Raw genomic sequence first — 19,402 nt, 5'->3', positions numbered from 1 at the left:
GGGCATGATCTGCCTGACACGCTCCGGCATTGACTGCTTAGCCTCCCCCGCCCATCCACAGCCCCCTTGACATTTAACATTATCCCACCAGGCGTTTTACCCACCACACCACCTTATAAATCAAAGCTAAATGACAAAAAAAACAACACTTTCATTTCCAAAAATGATGAGAGCTGTTTTTTTACCCACTCAAAAACAAACCATAAAAGTAAATATTGCAACATCGCCAAAAAAACGCATACAACAAAACAGTGCGCTAAACACGCAGCTAAACTTAATTTATTCTATTTAGCATAAAAATTTTGATATTTTATATTAATAATTTTTTATTTATGTGAAAATTTTTTTGTTGATACTCATCAAAAAACGTACTTAATCCAACATGTAAATCAAAAGTTCGGGGGTAGAATCCACACCAACTTATCAAGGCAAGAATTTTTTATCATGAAAATATCGATAGACCTGGACATCCTTTCGGAATTCCTGTCACAAGTATTGGGGGAGTCTGCCGAGATAGTTGTCCACGATATGACTCAGCTGGAAAAATCACTATGCATCATTAAGAACCCGATTTCAGGACGAAAGATTGGCGCGCCCGCCACAGACTTTGCTCTGCGTTTGCTGCATGAATGCCAGGACCCCGCCAAAGCCCCCTTTCGTACCAACTACCCCGGCAAAACACTGGACGGGCATCGCCTTCGCAGCTCCAGCATGCTGCTGCAGGACGAAGCAGGAAAACCCTTTGCCATGCTGTGCATTAACCGCAACGACCGTCACCTGCAACGCGCCAGCGAATTACTGTATCAATTTTTTCAACACGAAGAAAACACACCCAGCGAAGAATTACTCAGCCACTCGGTAGAAGAATTAGGTGATGACATCATTAATCAGGCGCTGGCCAACTACCCCATTGCAGCCAAGCATTTAAGCAGTTCCGATAAAAAAGACATTGTGCAAAAACTTGAGCAAAACGGCGTTTTTTTAGTGAAAGGGTTTATTGCAAAAACAGCCTCTTTACTTTCAATTTCAGAACCTACGCTTTATCGCTATTTGAAAAACAGTACTAACTAAGAGAAAACATCATGTCAGATACAACACTTAATGATATGGCCCTGCCTGGCAGTGCCCCAGCCTGGACCAAAAACGATACCGTATGGATGCTTGGCCTCTACGGTACCGCAGTTGGCGCAGGCACTTTATTTTTGCCGATAAATGCAGGGATTGGCGGCCTTTGGCCCCTGATTTTAATGGCTCTTTTAGCACTACCGCTCACTTTTTTTGCTCACCGTGGTCTTAACCGCTTTGTATTATCGGGCTCAACCAAAGACGGTGATATCACGGAAGTTGTAGAAGAACACTTTGGTAAAGGTGCAGGTAAAATCATTACCCTGCTTTATTTCTTCGCCATTTACCCGATTTTGCTGGTGTATAGCGTCGCTATTACCAACACAGTACTTTCTTTTCTAACCCATCAAATGCATATCGCGGTGGGTACGGATATCGTCACACGGGGCATTTTTGCACTGTGCTTGATCCTGGGACTTATGTCGATCGTGCGCCTGGGTGGTGAATTTATCGTTAAAGCAATGAGCATCCTGGTTTACCCTTTTGTCATTGCCTTAATGCTGCTTGCGGTTTACCTGATTCCTAACTGGAACAGCTCGGTGCTTGATCAGGCTGGCAGCTTAGGTGATGCACTGACTAGCATTTCTTTCTACAAAACCATGTGGCTGGCCATTCCGGTGATGGTGTTCTCGTTTAACCACTCACCGATCATTTCTTCTTTTGCAGTAAGCCAGAAAAAACTCCACCCCGGCAAAGAAGACCAAGTCTCGTCAAAAATCCTGCTGCGCAGCCATATCATGATGGTGTTGTCAGTCATGTTCTTTGTATTTAGCTGTGTGTTCAGCCTGGCTCCTGCTGATCTGGTAGCCGCTAAAGCACAAAATATCTCGATTCTGTCCTACTTGGCTAATCACTTTGATAACCCGGTTATCGCATGGATGGCTCCAATCATTGCCTTTATCGCCATTACTAAATCCTACCTTGGCCACTATCTTGGTGCAAAAGAAGGCCTGCATGGTTTGGTCATCAAACAATTACGTGAAAAAGGCAAGAGCATCTCTACCCTTAAGCTGGAACGCTACACCTCAATCTTTATGCTGATCACCACCTGGTTAGTTGCTACCATCAACCCAAATATTCTGGGAATGATTGAAACACTAGGCGGCCCGGTCATTGCGGTATTGCTGTTCCTAATGCCGATGTACGCCATCCATAAAGTACCTGCAATGCGTAAGTATTCCGGCGCAGCCAGCAATATATTTGTAGTTCTGATTGGCCTGATTGCCATCTCTGCAATATTCTTCAGCCTGTTTGCCTAAAGACCCTCTGCTTTATATACAGCCTGCTTTTCAATAGATTGGCAGGCTGTTTTTACAAGGAAGTTGCCATGTTCAGCACCTTAGATATCTACAAAATCGGCATTGGCCCATCAAGCTCGCACACTATTGGCCCAATGAAAGCCGGGCATCAATTTTTAAGCTCACTAAAAGAAACCGGCCAGTTTAGCGCCGTCACAAAGATTGCTGTTGATTGTTACGGCTCGCTCTCCCTCACTGGCAAAGGCCACTGTACCGATCACGCCATTATGCTGGGCCTGGCTGGTAATCTTCCCGACACAATCGATTTAGACAATATGGCTAATATCGTGCACGAAGTGGAGCAAAATGGCACGATCTGCCTGGGGCGCACCCAACAACGTGTAGGCTTTAGTCTGGTTTTTCAGGACAGCTATCTGCCCTTACATGAAAATGGCATGACAATCCGTGCTTTTGTTAATGAGACCTGCTGCCTGAGCAAGACTTATTATTCAATTGGCGGTGGCTTTATTGTTGATGAAGAACACTTCGGCCAGGGCAGTTGCAATGATATTCCTGTGCCACATCACTTTTTAAGTGCTGATGACCTGCTGAATATGTGTGAAGACAGTGGCCTGTCAATTTCGGCCCTCGTTCTCGAAAATGAAAAAGCTTTCCACGACACTGCAGAAATTAAGGCACACTTCGCTCGAGTCTGGGGAGTTATGCAAAGCAGTATTGAACGAGGCATGAAAACCGAAGGCAATTTACCCGGCCCGATGCGTATTCCGCGTCGTGCCCCTGCTCTGCACCATCTATTAGTTAGCTCACTTGATATAGCAAATGATCCGCTCAATGTGATGGACTGGGTCAATATGTATGCCATGGCAATGTCAGAAGAAAATGCTGCTGGTGGCCGTGTCATTACCGCTCCCACCAACGGCGCTTGCGGCATCGTTCCAGGTGTGATGTCTTACTACAATCATTTCATTAAGCCGCTGAATGAAGACAGCGCACTGCGTTTTTTCCTGGCGTCGGGCGCAATTGGCTGCCTGTATAAACTAAATGCATCCATTTCCGGTGCAGAAGTAGGTTGTCAGGGAGAAGTAGGTGTTGCCTGCTCAATGGCCGCAGCAGGCCTTGCCGAACTTATGGGTGGCAGCCCTGCCCAGGTCTGCATGGCCGCAGAAATTGCCATGGAACACAACCTGGGACTGACTTGTGATCCGGTTGGCGGACAGGTACAAATCCCATGCATCGAGCGCAATGCCATTGGTGCAGTCAAAGCCATCAACGCCGCCCGCATGGCAATGCATCGCAGCAGCAGCCCTAAAGTCTCTTTAGATAAAGTGATTGCCGCGATGTATGCCACAGGCAAAGACATGGATGCCAAATACCGCGAAACATCCTGTGGTGGCCTGGCATTGCAAATTACGGCGCCTGCAGTCAAAACAATTACTTTTATGGATAAAGTGCCTGCATAAATACCAGACGTGCCCCGGTGATTTCTGCCGGAATATATTCATCTGTCTGATGAGCAAAAAATGCGGCCGATCAAGCCGCATTTTTATTGCCTGAATAAAAGCAGAAATTCATTACCTGCCATCGCTGATGTTTGTGCTCAGCCATTTCAGAACAATAGATATAAAAAAACCCCCGCAAGCAAATTGCGGGGGTTTTTTATACAGAAAGCAAATTACTCAACTTTAGCTTTAGCACGTAATTCTTCGACCATTTTTTGCACACGCTGGCCCTGCAGCTCGCGCATCAGTTCTGGTTTTACTTCTTCAAATGACGGGCCTTTAGCCTCACGCTGATCATCAAGCTTAATCACGTGCCAGCCAAACTGAGTCTTCACTGGGTCAGAAATTTTGCCTTTAGGTAATTTACCCAATGCTTCGCCAAATTCTTTTACATAGTTAGCAGGAGTAGACCAGCCTAAGTCGCCACCATTAACTGCACTACCCTTATCTGAAGATTTCGCTTTAGCGACATCTTCAAATTTCTTACCTTTTTTCAAATCAGCCAGAACAGCTTTGGCTTCTTCTTCTGTTTTAACCAGAATGTGACGCGCTTTGTATTCTTTGCCGCTGAAGTTTACTTTGATCTTGTCGTATTCTTTTTTCAGATCAGCATCGCTCACCGGATTTGCTTTAGCGTAATCATTTACGTAAGCACCAACCAGAATTTGCTGCTTAGCCATATCAAGACGCTGCTGTACATCTGCGTTTTTTTCCATGCCCTTCTTTTGTGCTTCCTGGAACAGTACTTCGTTACGAATCAGCTCTTCTTTGATCCGTGCACGTAATTCCGGGCTATCTTTCTGGCCACGCTCAGCCACTTGCTTCAAAAAGAAATCAACCTTGCTATCCGGGATAGCAACACCATTTACGGTAGCTACATTTGCAGCTGTTGCAGCAAAGGAAGCGGACAAGAAGCAGGCAGTTAGAGCAAGAGCAATACGGTTCGGTTGACGCATGTGTTCAGTCCTTTGATCTTAAAGTCAGTAGAGCTTAGGTTCAATAAGTTTTACAACTCGTCCGGCGTCAGTGTTTTTTTAATACTGAGCGCGTGGATTGGGTGCGGAATCAAATCCGCAAACAAGGCCATCACCATGCGGTGACGAGCCAAAGTATTTTTACCTGCAAACTGTGCGGATACGATTGTTAAATCATAATGCCCACCACCCGCCGCACTACCTGTGTGACCTGCATGTGACGCACTATCATCGTAAACATCAACATACTCTGGCTTGAATACGGCAAGCCGTGAGTGTATTTCTTCAGTAATCATAACGCTAGGGAAGGACTTGGAGAAAGGGCCTTGCAATGACATTTTCATAAACCCCTGCTTTTACATAAGGATCACTGTCTGCCCAAGCTTGCGCTGCCAGCTGTGAATCAAACTCTGCAACAATTAAACTTCCCGAAAAACCAGCAGAGCCGGGATCCGCCGCATCAATCGCAGGAAAAGGCCCGGCAATCACCAGCCGCCCTGCTTCTTTCAGCAGCTCTAGCCTGGCCAGATGCGCCGGACGACTCGCCAAACGTGCAGCAGCACAATCAGGATAGTTATTCGCAATGATTGCGTAAAGCATTAAGACTCCTCCTTTCCCGAATCATCAGTAAGATACCGTGAAAGCACCAATGCTTGCAGCAGCACAAATACCAGCGTCAACACCAATGTACCAAACATCTTAAAATTAACCCACTGATCTTCAGTAAAGTTAAAGGCCACATAAAGGTTAAGCATACCCATGCTAACAAAAAATGTAACCCAAGCCAGATTTACCCTGTCCCATAAATGAGTGGGCAGGTTCATTTGAGGCCCCATCAGGCTTTGCATCAGGTTTTTACCCCGGATATAGCGCGACCCGCACAAAATGAGCGCAAACACCCAATATAAAACGGTAGGCTTCCACAGAATAAACATCTTGTTATGTAATAACAAAGTGGCCCCCCCCAGCACCGTAATTAAGCCAAAGCTTAGCCATAGCATGCCGTCCACCTTACGATGCTTAAACCAGGACCAGGCAACCTGTGCAGTCGTCGTGGCAATAGCCACACCCGTTGCAGCATAAATGCTTTTGGTAATGGAATAGGTTACAAAAAACAGGATAACGGAGAAGAGGTCGAAAAGAGCTTTCATTGGCATCATCAACAGAGAGATGCCGCATTATGCTGACCCATTTTTACGAAAACAAGTAAATGCAGACAAAAAAAACGCCGCGACAGTGCGCGGCGCAAAATTTACCACTGGAGATACACGAAGCATCAAGCTCGCGTGGCAATCATTCTCTGGCAAATACCCTTGCTGTGTATTGATTTGGATCAAGCGGGAGGAGAAGCTAAAACAATCGTTTAAATCAAGAAGTAATATTAAAAACAATGGCGATGAATGCATCGCATCACATCGCTAATCACGGGATTATTTTATGAACCAGTTCTGCCGGAACGGCAAAACTTTAAATAGGGAGGTGGCGAGCCTAACCCCCGGCACTAGCATCAAAAGCTGTGGCTGCTTCCTTCCGGACCTGACCAGGTTAACCTTCTAGCTATGCGGGGAGACCCGCCGTCGAACAGAGGGCGCACTGTAGCACACCCTGTTAAAAACACCAAGCTAGCTATTAAAACTTGGCACCAATCCGCTACAAAAAAGGCACGGAACGATCGCCACAAAGCGGATTGATAAAAATTTCGGCACGCCCTGCCCTATCCGAACACTTGGCCTGTGCATAATAAAGCTTGGCCAGCGCAGCCTCTGGTGTCATATCTGCGCCATCGAGCACTCCCATGCTTGCCAGGCTGCCACTTATTGCATAACGCCCCATTTTTACTGAGCCTTGCAGGCACGGCGTACAATTCACGACCAGGCTTTGCTTTGCCAATGCCGCCATCAGCGCGGGTTGCCCGCCTGCATTACCAGCACCAAAGGTTTCCAGCACCACACCGTCCAGCCCCGTCAATGATGAAGCCAGCCATTGAGCGCTAAAGCCCGGTGCCAATTTTGCTGCCACAATACGAGCCGCCTCTGCCACCGGCTGTAAATGGAATGGCTCAAACGACTTTGGAAGCCAAGGGTTAGCCGTAGCCATCACCCAGCGCCCCGCCTCCCAGCGCCCCAAAACCGGAAAATTAGGTGAAGCAAAGGCGGCCATACCATCACAATCTACTTTTCGTACCCGATTGCCACGCAGACACAGCCCTGCAAAAACAACCGACACCTCGCAACAATCAGGTCTGCCCGCTAATGCCAGCGCGGCAGCAACATGCTCTACCGCATCATTTCCCGGCTCGCACCAGGGGATTTGAGAGCCCGTCACCACCACAGGTTTACCCAGATTTTCCAGCATATAAGACAGCGCAGCAGCGGTGTAGGCCATCGTATCAGTGCCGTGCAACACCACGAAACCATCATAATCATCGTAATCTGCAGCAATATCTGCCGCGATACGATTCCACAAAGCTGGCGTCATTTCACTGGAATCAAGCAATGGGGAATACTCCAGCACCGACAGACCCGGATAAAGATTTTGCAACTGCAGCTGCAAATAATCAGGTGCTGGCGCATAACCATCAGCACTTGGCAACATGCCGATGGTGCCGCCGGTATAAATGACGCGAATTCTCTGCATCTATAACTTGCTCCGTAAAGTGTTAGAATCGAGCTTTAGTGAAACAAAACCGGACTCATTGCGATGTCGATCGTCGATAATAAAAAGGCTTTTCACGACTTCTTTATCGAAGAGCGTTTTGAAGCAGGCCTTATGCTACAAGGCTGGGAAGTCAAATCAATCCGCGCTGGCCGTGTACAACTTAAAGAATCCTACGTGGTATATCTGCGTGGCGACTTCTGGCTGATGGGCGCGCATATCTCACCACTGACCAGCGCATCAAGCCACGTACTGCCAGAGCCTACCCGCCTGCGTAAACTGTTACTTAATCAGCGCGAAATCGAAAAACTATCAATCAAAGTTGAGCGTGCCGGCTATACGGTCGCCGCACTCAATATGCATTATAAAAACGGCTTTATTAAACTGGATATCGGTTTAGCCAAGGGTAAAAAGCAGCACGATAAACGTAATAGCGAGAAAGACCGTGAGTGGGTACGCGAGAAAGCGCAAATTGTTCGTGCCAATAATAAGTACAGCTAAGCCCGTCTATCACGGGGATCTATACAAAAAGGGCAGCTGACTGCCCTTTTTGCTGTCTGCCCCAAGGTAAAAACCGCTATTTTTCACCGGCTCTCTCGCCAATACTGCCTTCCTTACCTGCCAGCAAGTCACGGATATTTCTTTCATGACGCCAAATCAGCAAAATAGAAATCACCACCACAGCTATAATTTGTGCCGAAGAGGGCAACCAGAGCCAGGCCAGTACCGGCGCAAGCAGAGCCGCCAGCAGCGCCGCCAGAGAAGAAATCTTCATTCCCTTGGCCACCACCAGCCAAAGTAAAAACGTCAGCAAACCCACCCGCCAATCTAGCGCCAGCAAAATACCTGCCGCTGTTGCTACACCTTTACCTCCCTTAAAACTAAAAAAAACCGGCCACATATGGCCAACTGTCACAGCTACGGCAGCCATGGCAATAATTTCCGGCCCAAGGCCCAGATAGGATGCGGCGAGCTGTGCCAGCACAATCGCCAGCCAGCCTTTGAGTGCATCACCCAACAAAGTAAATAATGCCGCTTTTTTATTACCACTGCGCAAAACATTTGTAGCCCCCGGATTACCCGAGCCATAGCTGCGCGGATCAGCCAGGCCACAGGCTTTGGAGACAATCACGGCAAAAGAAAGAGAGCCGATCAGGTAGCTTACTAAAATTAGAATTAACGGTGTCATACCTAAATCCACTACAATCGTAAGCTTCCGATTTTAAGCTAAATGACCGCTGCTGGGTAAAACCCATTAAGTCACCCCATCATGGACATTATCTATTTACACGAAGTACGCGCACGCACCCTTATTGGCTGGTACGACTGGGAGCGCGTTGCGCCACAGGTTGTAGAGCTTGATCTGGAAATTGGTATCCCCTCTGCACGCGCCTGTGCCAGCGACGATTTGGTGGATACAATTGATTACGATGCAGTAGTCAAACACATCCGCAAGGTACTGGAAGAGCGCCACTTTTTACTGCTTGAAGCACTTGCCGAGCATATTGCCCAGCTCATTATGCAAGACTTTGGTGCACCCTGGGCCAAGGTATCCGTCACCAAACTCGGCATTTTGCATGAGGTTGGGCGTGTAGGCGTCACTATCGAGCGTGGCCATCGAGCCTGAATAACCTAATACATTGCCCGTTCGGTGCAATGCCTGCCAGCCCTTTCAGCAACATCGTTCAAGTCATTTTGCATTTTAATTTTGCGAAATGACTTGAACTTTTTCACTTTCAGCCTCACTAAGCAGATATTAAGTGATTCAACGCAAGGATTTGGCATGAGCCAATTTAGTCGTACTCTGATGGTTACCCTGCTCACCGCGTCATTATTCGCCAGCGGCATTGCCGAGGCCAAGCGCGTCGGTGGCGGCCGCTCAAGCGGTATGCAGCGCAGCCAGACTACGCGTCCGGCGGCACCTCCCCCTCAGCGCAATGTTGCACCTGCACAGCAACCCGGACAGGCCGCTCAGCCACAACGCAGCGGCATGGGTTCGATCATTGGTGGCGTGGCCGCTGGTGCACTGGGTGGATATTTGCTGGGTAATCTGTTTAATTCGAACAATGCATCAGGAGCATCGGAATCATCCGGCGGCGGTTTCCCATGGGGCTTATTGCTTCTACTGGGTGCAGGCGGCTACTTTGCCATGCGCATGATGCGCCGCCGTAAAGAGGCCGCAGTGGCGGCTGGCCCTGCATTTGCCAGCATGCCAAACAATGAACAAACAGACCGTATTTTTCGCATGGGAGATCAGGTGGCACCCGTTGCTCCGGCAGCAGCAGGAATTACACGACTTCCCGATGGGACAGAAACTGCAGCATTTCTGCGTCAGGCACGGGGCAGCTTTATGCATATGCAAACGCTGCATTCGGCCGAGCAAGTCAATGAAATGCGCAAGTATTTAACACCCGAGTTATTTAATGAATTAAGCCAGGAGATATCTGGCAATGAAGAGCCCGCAGAATTCCCTGAGCTCAATGCCGAGCTGGTGGACTGCGCAACCGAAGAGGGGCGCATGGTTTCCAGCGTTCGCTTTTATGGCAAAGTAAGTGAATCACTTCATTCCGCACCGGTGCCATTCCAGGAAATATGGCACTTTATACGCCCTATTCATGGAGACCCTCGCTGGATGGTGGCCGGAATTCAGCAGTTGTAGTTTTGTTTTTACCTGCAAACTAACAAAGGCCGGCGATTGTCGGTCTTTATTTTAATTAAGATGCCTTAACAGAGACTTTGTTTTTCACTTACACTGAGAACAATACTATTGACATACTGGCTATACAAATGCGCCGTTTGATTATCATACTATTTGGATTAATCGCACTGACTGGCTGCGACAAGGTAATGGAAGTCGTCAACAAACAACAAGCTAATGGCAAGGCCATTGGCGCTGCCTGCCGCCATAGCGGCCGGGCACTTGAGGATTGTTATCGCCGCAATGCCCGAATACCCAAAGCGGATATTTTTGCCGGCTGGAAAGAAATGAATGAATACATGCAGCAAAAAAAAATTAATGTAATTACACCGCCCGAAGATGAACCGGCACCTGTAGAAAAAAAAGTGGAAAAACATGATGCATCTGAAGAAAAGCCCGCTGACACCGAAAAAGCAGGACACTAATGAATAAAAACCAAACACTCCGCCAATTACTTGCTACCGTCCCGCTATTTATGGATCTGGACAAAGATATTTTGGCCGCAATTGAGAAGATATCCAACCGGCGCACGATTAGCAAAGGATCTCTGCTGTTTGCAGAAGGTGACATTGCCGAGTCCATGTATATTTTGATCGAAGGACGATTACGCTGCTTTTCGAGCGCCGACACCGGCAAGGAATTTGTTTTTTTTGTGGGTACGGTCGGTACAAGCTTCGGTGAAATGGCACTGATCGACGAAGAGCCCCGTTCGCTCTCCATTGATGCAGCTGAAGATTGCCAATTACTCAGCATTAGTAAAACGTCATTTCTTCAATTGCTTGAAAAAACACCGTTACTCAACAGCAATTTACTAAGAAATATGATTCGTTACAATCGTCACCTGGCAAATATGGTGAAATCTTTGGCACTTAAAGATGTATATGGCCGTATGCGCCTGTTACTTGAGGATTTAGCTGTTGAAGAGAATGGACGCCGCTATATTGAGCATACGCTCTCCCAGCAAGCGATTGCAGATCGTGTGGGCTCATCCAGGGAAATGATCGCAAAACTGATGCGTGAACTAGTGTTTGGCAACTATATTCGCATTGAAAATCGTCAAATTGAATTATTGCAAAAACTGCCCGAACATTTTTAACATCAAATATTGCCAAGAATAGGCACTGAGCCACGGAGATATAACCCTCATGGACCATCACTTACTTAAAAACTTTTTATCGCAATCTGCCATTTTCCAGGATTTTGCCGATGAAGATCTAGACATTGTTTTAAATGCTGCTGTAAAACGCCATCTGCCTAAAGGCACATTTTTATTTCGCGAAGGTGACCCTGGCGAATCGATGTACATCCTGCTGGAAGGGCGTACCCGCTCCTTTACCAGTGATAATCAAGGCAAAGAATTTGTCTTTATGATTGGTGAGCCAGGCGATGTATTTGGTGAAGTTTCACTGATTGATAATGAACCGCGCTCATGGTCTACCCAGACCGAAGATGATTCATCTTTCCTGATGTTCTCCAAACAGGACTTTCGCGAAGCGCTAAATGCATTGCCCAACGCTAAAGACCAGCTCATCCTGAACTTGGCTTACATGGTTCGCCGGCTGTCACTCACCATGAAAAATCTGGCCCTGCTGGATGTGTATGGCCGTGTTCGCGCACTATTTGAAGGCATGCTGACAGAAACTGACGGACAGGAAATGATTTCCGAGCCGCTCACCCAGCAGGCTATTGCTGATCGGGTAGGCTCATCACGTGAAATGATTGCCCGCATCCTGAAAGAGCTGGTTTTCGGCGGCTATATCCGCTTAGAAAACAAGCGCATCATCCTGCTGCAAAAACTACCGGAACGCTTCTAACCTAAGCTGGATCTGGATAAAAGTCCTAATCAAAAAGTCTGGCATGCGCTGATCTGCCAGATTTTTTTTATCCCCCTTCTGCCCGCCTTGCCCCTCCTCTAATACAAACCGATCCCATCAGCATGATTCTTGACAGCAGACAGCCCAATCGATTTAATGACTAACCAGTTAGTTATTAAATGGAAACTGAAGTGACTGACATCAATCATCCACGTCAGAGACGCAAAGAAGCACGCCCCAGTGAAATCGTTGAAGCGGCACTGATCCTTTTTCACCAAAAAGGCTACTCAGCGACCAAACTGGATGATATTGCGCACGCTGCAGGAGTCACTAAAGGTACGGTCTATCTTTATTTTTCTAATAAAGAAGCGCTGTTTAAAGCGGCTATCAGTGAAGCTATTCACCCCAATCTGGACAAAATCGAAGAGCTGGCAAGTAATAGTACAGAATCTGCAACAACCCGTTTGCGAACAGCCATCACCAGCTGGGCAACAGCACTGAATGAATGCAAAGGCAGTATTTCCAAACTCATGATTTCTGAAGCAGGCAATTTTCCTGAGCTGACAGACTTCTACATCGAAACCGTAGTGAAGCGCTCACGCCTTTTACTAGCCAAACTTATTCAGGCAGGCGTAGACAGCGGTGAATTTCGCCCAACTGATCCTGATCTGTTAGCCAGAGTATTATTTTCCCCTATTTTACTAACCAGCATCTGGCAGCATACCTACGCACGCCAAGATCCAATTACATATGAGCTGAACCAGCTGGCTCAATTTCACCTCGACATCGTTTTGCATGGCATTGCCATCGCCCCGGAGCACACGCTATGAGCATTAAGCCTTCCTCACCAGCACGCAATATTCTTGCAATTATCTTTTTGACGATATTGTGCTTTCTTGGCTACCGCTGGTGGTGGGGAAGTCATCATGTCAGCAGTGACAATGCCCAGCTGGAAGGGCATATTGTGCCGATTGCAGCCCGTGTAAGTGGCTATGTGAAAGCCGTCCCAGTCAGCGATAACCAGCTTTTGGCACAAAAAACCTTGCTCATTGAGCTGGATCCTCGCGATTATCAAATTAAGGTGGCACAAGCTGAAGCAGACTATCATCAGGCTCTGTCTGCAGCCGGGCACGACAAACAACCCGGAGAAGCCCTTGCCCGCATTGCTGCCGCAGCCGCCAACGCAGCAGCAGCTACAGCGCAATCACACACGGCTGAAGCCCAGATTACCGAAGCACGTGCCAACGCAGCCAAAGCACGTAAGGACTTAGCCCGCAGCAAAGAGCTGGCTGCACAAAAAATGCTCAGCCAATCGGCTCTCGACAGTGCAGACACTCTGGTTAAAGCTGCTGAGGCACGGGTAAGCGCCCTGGAGTCTGCACTACATACCGCCAAAGAAAGTGCCAACGCTGCTGATCAGCAAGTTGCCGTTTCATCAGCAGGGCTTAAATCTGCACAGGCTAAAGCACTCGCCGCCAAAGCCACCTTGCAATTTGCACATAATCAGCTGATTGACACACAAGTTTATGCCCCCGCCTCTGGGGTCATCAGCAAAAAAGCAGTCGAGCCAGGGCAAATGATTCAGGCAGGGCAGACACTGATGTATTTAGTGCCTACTGATAAAATCTGGGTTATAGCCAACTTAAAAGAAACCGAACTTAAACAAATTAAACTGGGCCAGGAAGTTGATATTGAAGTCGATGCCTTTCCCGATTTAAAGCTCAAAGGAAAAGTAGATTCATTTAGCCCCGCAACCGGCGCACGCTTTACATTACTCCCGGCAGATAATTCAACAGGGAATTTCACAAAAGTTGTACAACGTATCCCCGTCAAAATTACTTTAGATAAATTACCCACAGATATACTGTTGCGTCCGGGCTTATCGGTCAATGTCACAATCAGTACGCCTTAATTTATAGATTGCAATACCCAGCAGCGGGTTTTACCCGCCCTAAAAGTATGATTAAGAGGCGATATGAAAGCCATTTTTCCGGGTTTATCCCGATCAGATACGCCGGAGCGTATTTATGCACATCGCTATATTATTGCAATATCGGTTACGCTGGCCTGTGTATTAGAATTATTAGATACCAGTATTGTAAATGTCGCTGTGCCACATATGATGGGCAGCCTTGGCGCTACACTGGATGAAATCACCTGGGTATCCATTGGCTATGTCGTTGCCAATGTAATTGTATTACCTATTTCCGGCTTTCTGGCGCAATTATTTGGCCGCAGAAATTACTTTATTTTATCAATCGCCCTGTTTATTTTTTCTTCCTTTGCTTGCGGCAATGCCACAACTTTAGGCGGCCTTGTTTTTTGGCGAATTGTTCAGGGTTTAGGCGGAGGCGGCTTAATTGCCACGGCCCAATCTACCCTGTTTGACACATTTCCCAGTAAGGAAATGGGTACCGCCATGGCTATTTTTGGCATGGGAATTATGACAGGTCCAATGCTGGGGCCCACATTAGGCGGCTGGCTAACCGATCAATATTCATGGCCGTGGATTTTTTATATTAATCTGCCATTAGGTGGTATTGCGCTATTTCTGGCACTTCTTTATATGCCGGAAGCAAAACACAAGCAAACTATTAATAAAATTGACTATATCGGCTTAATTTTAATGGCAGTTGGCATTGCCACTTTGCAATTACTGCTGGAAAGAGGTGAGCGCTTAGAATGGTTTAGCTCATCCGAAATAATCAGCTATGCATTAATTAGCTTTTTTTCACTTAGTTTATTTATTATCCGCCAGCTGGAAATCAAGCATCCAATTGTTGATTTATCCATCTGTAAAGATCCGCAATTTTCTGCGGGATTAGTCATGACATTTTTGCTGGGTGCATCGCTTTTTTCAACCGTATTTATTTTCCCTGTGTATGTGCAAAGTTTAATGGGCTATACCGCATGGCAAACGGGGCTAATGATTTTACCTTCGGCCATGGCATCAGGTTTGGCCATGCCCATTTCTGCAAAATTAGTTGCACGGGGTGTTTCTGCCAGAGCACTGATTGCCCTGGGTGCCATGCTGTTTATGTATGGAATGTGGCAGCATTATCATTTCACCACCGATTCCGGCATGAATGATTTTCTTTGGCCAATGATTATTCGCGGCTTAGGCCTGGGGATGATTTTTATGCCACTTAATGCACTGACAATGGCCAATATTTTGCCACAGCAGATTCCAAATGCAGCGGGCTTATATAACTTAACCCGCCAATTAGGCGGCAGCGTCGGGATTGCACTCTCGGCCACACTCCTTGCCCAATTAGGCGATGCAAAACGTGCTGCGCTTAACGAGCATGTAATTGCCAATAGTGCACAAACGATAGAGCGCATTGCCGGATTAAAAAGCAGGTTATTGTTTATGGGCACACCAGAAACACTCGCCCCAATCAAAGCTCAGGTGCTGCTGGCCCAGCAAATTGCCAAACAAGCGCAAATGCTGTCTTTTGCACATCTATTTATGCTTTTTGGAATTGCCATGCTTTGTGTTACACCACTTTTATTTGTTATGAAAAAACAAACCATGAGTGCGGGCAGTGATCTGTCACATTAATACTAAATAAAAAGGCTGATTAAAAATCAGCCTTTTTATTTATATAACCCAATTAAATAGATTTTAGCCTTTCTTCTGACAACGCTAATTCATCATTACGATTAATGCCAATACCACGGGCAATCACGTTTTTTGCAATACCCTGTGCTTCTTCTAAAGAATGCATCACAAAAGTACCGCACTGGTATTCATTCAATTCTGGAATCTCACTTTGCTCTTTTACCTTTAACACGTCTTCCATCGCCAGCTTCCAGGCACTGGCAACACGCGCCTCGCTTGGCGCACCACATAAGCTCATATAAAAACCAGTGCGGCACCCCATAGGCGAGATATCAATAATTTCTACTCCATCCCCATTTAAATGATCACGCATAAAGCCTGCAAATAAATGCTCCAGAGTATGAATTCCGCGCTCAGAAAGAATCTCCTGATTGGGCACGCTAAAACGCAAATCAAACACAGTAATCGTGTCTTTACTTGGGGTCCGCATGGTTTTGGCAACACGTACCGCAGGGGCCTGCATACGAGTGTGATCAACGGTAAAACTGTCTAGTAAGGGCATTTTAATACTCTTTGCTGTAGCCGCATCACCCTCAAAAAGGAATGCGCCTCTGTTGAAAAGTTGCAGAAAAGAAGATGGTATCACGGGTAAATCACAGATCTGACGTTAAACATCACCGAAAATACTCGCCCCCTCCTTCGCAACCATCCCTGCCAACAATCCCCCCTTCGCGCTATAATTTGCTCTTTTATACGAAAGTACCTGATGACTAGCAATCTGGATCAAGCCCTTGCCCTTCTCAAAGCCGGAGAGCTGGTCGGCATTCCCACTGAAACCGTGTACGGCTTAGCAGCAGATGCAGCACAGCCGCTGGCTGTGGCCAAAATATTTGCGGCCAAAGGCCGTCCAAACGATCACCCTGTGATTGTGCACATTGCCGGCAAAGCGCAGCTCGGTGATTGGGCCATAGATATCCCTGACGACGCATGGAAACTCGCCGACGCTTTCTGGCCCGGCCCGCTTACGCTGATTCTCAAAAAACAACCCCATGTTTCCTATGCCGTAACCGGCGGACAGGACAGCGTGGGCTTGCGCGCACCCAAGCACCCGCTAACACACGAGCTATTACAGCGTTTTGGCGGGGGTATTGCCGCACCTTCAGCCAATCAGTTTGGCCACGTCAGTCCCACTACCGCACAGCATGTAAGAGATGAATTCAGCACAGAAAGTGTGTCGCTCATTCTGGACGGTGGTGCTTGTGATGTGGGCGTTGAATCAACCATTATCAGCCTGATCGGCCCGCAGCCCGTTTTGCTGCGCCCCGGTGGTGTCGCGCGTGAGGCAATTGAGGCCGTACTGGGCCACAGCGTCGAACACGTACAAAATGCAAGCAGCGCAAGCATTCGCACGTCAGGGTTACTGGATTCTCATTATGCCCCGCGCACCACACTATTAACGGGCAGCCAAAGCCAAATGGCCGCCGCCGCAATAGCAAGAGCTGGGCAAAAACTGGCGATTTTGCATACAGAAGCAGCTTTGCCACAAGATGGCACCGCCATGCATATCCTGATGCCTGATAACGCCGATGAATACGCACAAATAATTTATGCCACGCTCCGGGATTTGGACACACAGGGGCTGGATGCCATTTTGCTGGTACTCCCTCCTGATGAGCCTGACTGGCTTGCTATACACGACCGGCTGAGCCGTGCTGCACATCAAAAAACAAGAGCGGTGTAGGCTCCGCCAACGCCCTTAAGCAGTAGTATACCCCCTCTCACACCCGGCATACCTGCCGGTTTTTTTTGCTTATTTCCATTTCAAGTAATACCACTTTCAAAAAAACAACATCTGCTTCAATCAGAAAAATGCAATAAATTACAAATTTTTATGTTTAAAACAATACAAAAAACAAATCAAATCAAAAGTAAAAAAGTAATTTATCTTTTTAAAATCATAAAGATAAATACTTACGCAAAAAATACACTAAAATCCTTTCTGTAAACTTACTTTTTTATATATAAAAAAATAAAGATTTCGCTGTATCTAAAAAATAGATTGCCGCCTTTCGCCAATACCACTAACATTGCTCGACATAAATAAAACACCTTAAGCAAATACCTTGCAAACAGAGACTTTTCACCTAATAAGACGATTGCTCTCATGACAATGGGCAATGTCACCAACAGATTGCCCGGCAAGCCTCGCAGCGTACAGAAAAATCACACGATAATGCTGTAATCATGATCGCTAAAACTCAACAGGCAAAGAAAAATGACGATCGAATAATATTTATAAAAATAATTATTTTGATCCTTCCAGGCCAAAATTTTGCATCAACGATATACTGAATTAATCATAAATAATGACAATGCGATTAACGCTCCAACCCAATACTGGCAAAAATAAAAAACCTTAAAACGCCGCATATCTGATAAGCAAAATATTTCACCAGCGAAAGGCCTTTCCATGCTTCACACCTTATCTGCTTTAGGCATTTTCTTTTTGTCCGGCACTCTTTTTGCGTCTGCTGTGTATGTACAAAAAGATGCCAATGGCAATATGACATTTGGCGATGCAGCATCAATGTCACCTAAAGCTAAAATACATATTATTAAACCCGCGACAATCGCAAATATGCAAGCCTCAAGCCCTGCTTCTGCCCCTAATGAGGCACTCACCCTGTTAAATAAGATGGAACAACGCAATGTAAAAAGCATTGCAGAATCCAAAGAAAAGCTAAGCAAATTGTATAAAAAAATAGCTGAAGAAAAAAACCAGGATATACGCACAAACCTGTTTAGTCAGATACAGGCAGAAACTCAATCGGCTGAAATTTATAATACAAATTTAAATCAGATTAAAAAAACAAAAACGCGCTAATCAAAGAGCCTTCTTCATAGTTTGACTTTTCTACCTTTAATAAAATATATAACAATAGTCAATTAATTCATCAAAACCAGCCTATTGCGAAATATTATGAAAAAAAATGGTTTTACTCTGGTAGAAATAATAATTGTTGTGGCCATTATTGCCATACTGGCTTCAATTGCCATTCCCAGCTATCAGCGCTATATCCGCCAGGCAGCAGCTAAATCTGCTGCAGCAGACCTGGTGTCTTTATCACTATATTTTGAACAGCAATTACAACGCCGGCTAACCTATACCTTTACAACAAACAGCCCCACAACAACGACCGATGCAACCAAAACGCTGGTGACAAGCTGGGGCCCCTCCCGCTCTGATTTTACCTATCAAGCCACATGGACAGACAGCGCCTACACCCTTACCGCCATCAGCACAAAATTTACCTGCACACTCTCGCTAAATTCTGCCAATGCCCGAACAGTAACAGGAGTCGACTGTGGATTCACAACTTGGTAAGCAAGCTGGCTTTAGCCTGATTGAACTCATGGTTACCATGGTGATTTTTGTCATGCTCACCCTTGCTGCTGCTTCACTTAGCTCATCCTGGCTGGTTTCCAGTCATCTGCAAAAATCAGAAAGCGTTTTACAGATGGCACACTCCAAAGCCAAAGCACTAGCCATCAGAAACGCCAACGGTGCTGCAGCAGGCTTACAGATCATCGGTCAGAAAGTGTATATCTGCCCCGGCAATGTGAGTAATGGCAACTGCACTGCAGACACCGCCATCTGGTCGGCTTCTTTTGCCCAGAGTGCCTCAGTCAGCATTAGTGACAGCGTAAGCGACGGTATAACCACCATCCAGTTCGATAAAGCAGGCCTTGCCGTAAGGGCCCTGACTTACACCATTACAGAAAAAGGCGATCGTATTGATGGCAAGCTTGTATAAA

At 46.6% G+C, this 19,402-nt stretch carries 23 protein-coding genes and 1 other RNA gene; 16 read left to right on the top strand and 8 right to left on the bottom strand.

The window, feature by feature from the left end; genetic code table 11:
• Positions 1-444: 444 nt before the first annotated feature.
• The 3 genes from EJO50_RS04305 (at position 445) to EJO50_RS04295 (ending at position 3,844) form a co-directional block, all read left to right on the top strand.
• Complete coding sequence (locus tag EJO50_RS04305; RefSeq protein ID WP_125971797.1) at positions 445-1,071, top strand: helix-turn-helix transcriptional regulator; 627 nt, start codon at positions 445-447, stop codon at positions 1,069-1,071.
• Between the two features lie 11 nt (positions 1,072-1,082).
• The gene (locus EJO50_RS04300) at positions 1,083-2,384 is read left to right on the top strand and encodes a serine/threonine transporter (RefSeq protein WP_125971795.1); all 1,302 of its coding nucleotides are present in this window, start codon (positions 1,083-1,085) and stop codon (positions 2,382-2,384) included.
• 68 nt (positions 2,385-2,452) lie between these two features.
• Positions 2,453-3,844 (top strand): L-serine ammonia-lyase, encoded by a 1,392-nt coding sequence (locus EJO50_RS04295; protein ID WP_125971792.1) that lies wholly within the window; start codon positions 2,453-2,455, stop codon positions 3,842-3,844.
• Between the two features lie 212 nt (positions 3,845-4,056).
• Here the strand turns inward: EJO50_RS04295 and EJO50_RS04290 are convergent, their stop codons facing one another.
• The 6 genes from EJO50_RS04290 to EJO50_RS04265 all read right to left on the bottom strand — a co-directional run bounded on the left by EJO50_RS04290 (position 4,057) and on the right by EJO50_RS04265 (position 7,494).
• Positions 4,057-4,839, bottom strand: a complete 783-nt coding sequence (locus tag EJO50_RS04290; protein ID WP_125971790.1) for a peptidylprolyl isomerase — start codon at positions 4,837-4,839, stop codon at positions 4,057-4,059.
• A 50-nt stretch (positions 4,840-4,889) separates the two neighbouring features.
• Complete coding sequence (locus EJO50_RS04285) at positions 4,890-5,201, bottom strand: BolA family protein (protein ID WP_233702169.1); 312 nt, start codon at positions 5,199-5,201, stop codon at positions 4,890-4,892.
• Positions 5,158-5,457 carry a YciI family protein gene (locus EJO50_RS04280; RefSeq protein ID WP_125971788.1) on the bottom strand — a complete coding sequence of 100 codons (300 nt, stop codon included), beginning with the start codon at positions 5,455-5,457 and terminating at the stop codon, positions 5,158-5,160. The genes EJO50_RS04285 and EJO50_RS04280 overlap by 44 nt, the downstream gene beginning before the upstream one ends.
• Positions 5,457-6,008, bottom strand: a complete 552-nt coding sequence (locus EJO50_RS04275) for a septation protein A (RefSeq protein WP_125971786.1) — start codon at positions 6,006-6,008, stop codon at positions 5,457-5,459. The genes EJO50_RS04280 and EJO50_RS04275 overlap by 1 nt, the downstream gene beginning before the upstream one ends.
• Positions 6,009-6,335: 327 nt before the next feature.
• An RNA gene (ffs, locus tag EJO50_RS04270) (signal recognition particle sRNA small type) lies at positions 6,336-6,433 on the bottom strand.
• A 74-nt stretch (positions 6,434-6,507) separates the two neighbouring features.
• Positions 6,508-7,494 (bottom strand): asparaginase domain-containing protein, encoded by a 987-nt coding sequence (locus EJO50_RS04265; RefSeq protein ID WP_125971784.1) that lies wholly within the window; start codon positions 7,492-7,494, stop codon positions 6,508-6,510.
• Between the two features lie 63 nt (positions 7,495-7,557).
• Here EJO50_RS04265 and smpB point away from each other — a divergent pair, with 63 nt between their 5' ends.
• Entirely contained in the window at positions 7,558-8,013 is a 456-nt protein-coding gene (gene smpB / locus EJO50_RS04260) for an SsrA-binding protein SmpB (protein WP_125971782.1), read from the top strand.
• Positions 8,014-8,089: 76 nt separating this feature from the next.
• Here the strand turns inward: smpB and plsY are convergent, their stop codons facing one another.
• Positions 8,090-8,701, bottom strand: coding sequence for a glycerol-3-phosphate 1-O-acyltransferase PlsY (gene plsY / locus EJO50_RS04255; protein WP_125971780.1), 612 nt, complete (start codon positions 8,699-8,701; stop codon positions 8,090-8,092).
• 81 nt (positions 8,702-8,782) lie between these two features.
• On the opposite strand from plsY, the gene EJO50_RS04250 reads away from it, so the two are divergent.
• The 8 genes from EJO50_RS04250 (at position 8,783) to EJO50_RS04215 (ending at position 15,586) form a co-directional block, all read left to right on the top strand.
• Positions 8,783-9,139: a dihydroneopterin aldolase gene (locus EJO50_RS04250; protein ID WP_046353270.1), complete on the top strand. Its 357-nt coding sequence runs from the start codon at positions 8,783-8,785 to the stop codon at positions 9,137-9,139.
• Between the two features lie 156 nt (positions 9,140-9,295).
• Positions 9,296-10,171, top strand: a complete 876-nt coding sequence (locus EJO50_RS04245) for a Tim44 domain-containing protein (protein ID WP_125971778.1) — start codon at positions 9,296-9,298, stop codon at positions 10,169-10,171.
• A gap of 77 nt (positions 10,172-10,248) precedes the next feature.
• Positions 10,249-10,635 (top strand): hypothetical protein, encoded by a 387-nt coding sequence (locus EJO50_RS04240; protein WP_125971776.1) that lies wholly within the window; start codon positions 10,249-10,251, stop codon positions 10,633-10,635.
• Positions 10,635-11,306, top strand: coding sequence for a Crp/Fnr family transcriptional regulator (locus EJO50_RS04235; RefSeq protein ID WP_125971774.1), 672 nt, complete (start codon positions 10,635-10,637; stop codon positions 11,304-11,306). The genes EJO50_RS04240 and EJO50_RS04235 overlap by 1 nt, the downstream gene beginning before the upstream one ends.
• A gap of 49 nt (positions 11,307-11,355) precedes the next feature.
• Entirely contained in the window at positions 11,356-12,024 is a 669-nt protein-coding gene (locus EJO50_RS04230) for a Crp/Fnr family transcriptional regulator (protein ID WP_125971772.1), read from the top strand.
• Positions 12,025-12,215: 191 nt separating this feature from the next.
• Positions 12,216-12,854 (top strand): TetR/AcrR family transcriptional regulator, encoded by a 639-nt coding sequence (locus EJO50_RS04225; RefSeq protein ID WP_164521426.1) that lies wholly within the window; start codon positions 12,216-12,218, stop codon positions 12,852-12,854.
• The gene (locus tag EJO50_RS04220; protein ID WP_125971770.1) at positions 12,851-13,936 is read left to right on the top strand and encodes an HlyD family secretion protein; all 1,086 of its coding nucleotides are present in this window, start codon (positions 12,851-12,853) and stop codon (positions 13,934-13,936) included. Before EJO50_RS04225 ends, EJO50_RS04220 begins: the two co-directional genes overlap by 4 nt.
• Positions 13,937-13,999: 63 nt before the next feature.
• Positions 14,000-15,586 (top strand): DHA2 family efflux MFS transporter permease subunit, encoded by a 1,587-nt coding sequence (locus EJO50_RS04215; protein ID WP_125971769.1) that lies wholly within the window; start codon positions 14,000-14,002, stop codon positions 15,584-15,586.
• Between the two features lie 52 nt (positions 15,587-15,638).
• Here the strand turns inward: EJO50_RS04215 and luxS are convergent, their stop codons facing one another.
• The gene (luxS, locus tag EJO50_RS04210) at positions 15,639-16,148 is read right to left on the bottom strand and encodes an S-ribosylhomocysteine lyase (RefSeq protein ID WP_125971768.1); all 510 of its coding nucleotides are present in this window, start codon (positions 16,146-16,148) and stop codon (positions 15,639-15,641) included.
• Between the two features lie 204 nt (positions 16,149-16,352).
• Between luxS and EJO50_RS04205 the strand changes: the two genes are divergently transcribed.
• From EJO50_RS04205 to EJO50_RS04190, 4 genes are all read left to right on the top strand, one after another.
• A complete protein-coding gene (locus EJO50_RS04205) occupies positions 16,353-17,327 on the top strand; it encodes an L-threonylcarbamoyladenylate synthase (RefSeq protein WP_125971767.1) in 975 nt (324 codons plus the stop codon).
• Between the two features lie 729 nt (positions 17,328-18,056).
• Entirely contained in the window at positions 18,057-18,470 is a 414-nt protein-coding gene (locus tag EJO50_RS04200) for a hypothetical protein (protein ID WP_125971766.1), read from the top strand.
• A 96-nt stretch (positions 18,471-18,566) separates the two neighbouring features.
• Positions 18,567-18,971 carry a type IV pilin protein gene (locus EJO50_RS04195; RefSeq protein WP_125971765.1) on the top strand — a complete coding sequence of 135 codons (405 nt, stop codon included), beginning with the start codon at positions 18,567-18,569 and terminating at the stop codon, positions 18,969-18,971.
• Positions 18,952-19,401, top strand: coding sequence for a type II secretion system protein (locus tag EJO50_RS04190; RefSeq protein ID WP_125971764.1), 450 nt, complete (start codon positions 18,952-18,954; stop codon positions 19,399-19,401). Before EJO50_RS04195 ends, EJO50_RS04190 begins: the two co-directional genes overlap by 20 nt.
• Position 19,402 lies beyond the last annotated feature (1 nt).

Source organism: Iodobacter ciconiae, assembly GCF_003952345.1.
Taxonomy (GTDB): domain Bacteria; phylum Pseudomonadota; class Gammaproteobacteria; order Burkholderiales; family Chitinibacteraceae; genus Iodobacter; species Iodobacter ciconiae.
The sequence above is the reverse complement of the archived record's forward strand: the minus strand, read 5'-3'. Positions and strand labels throughout refer to the sequence as shown.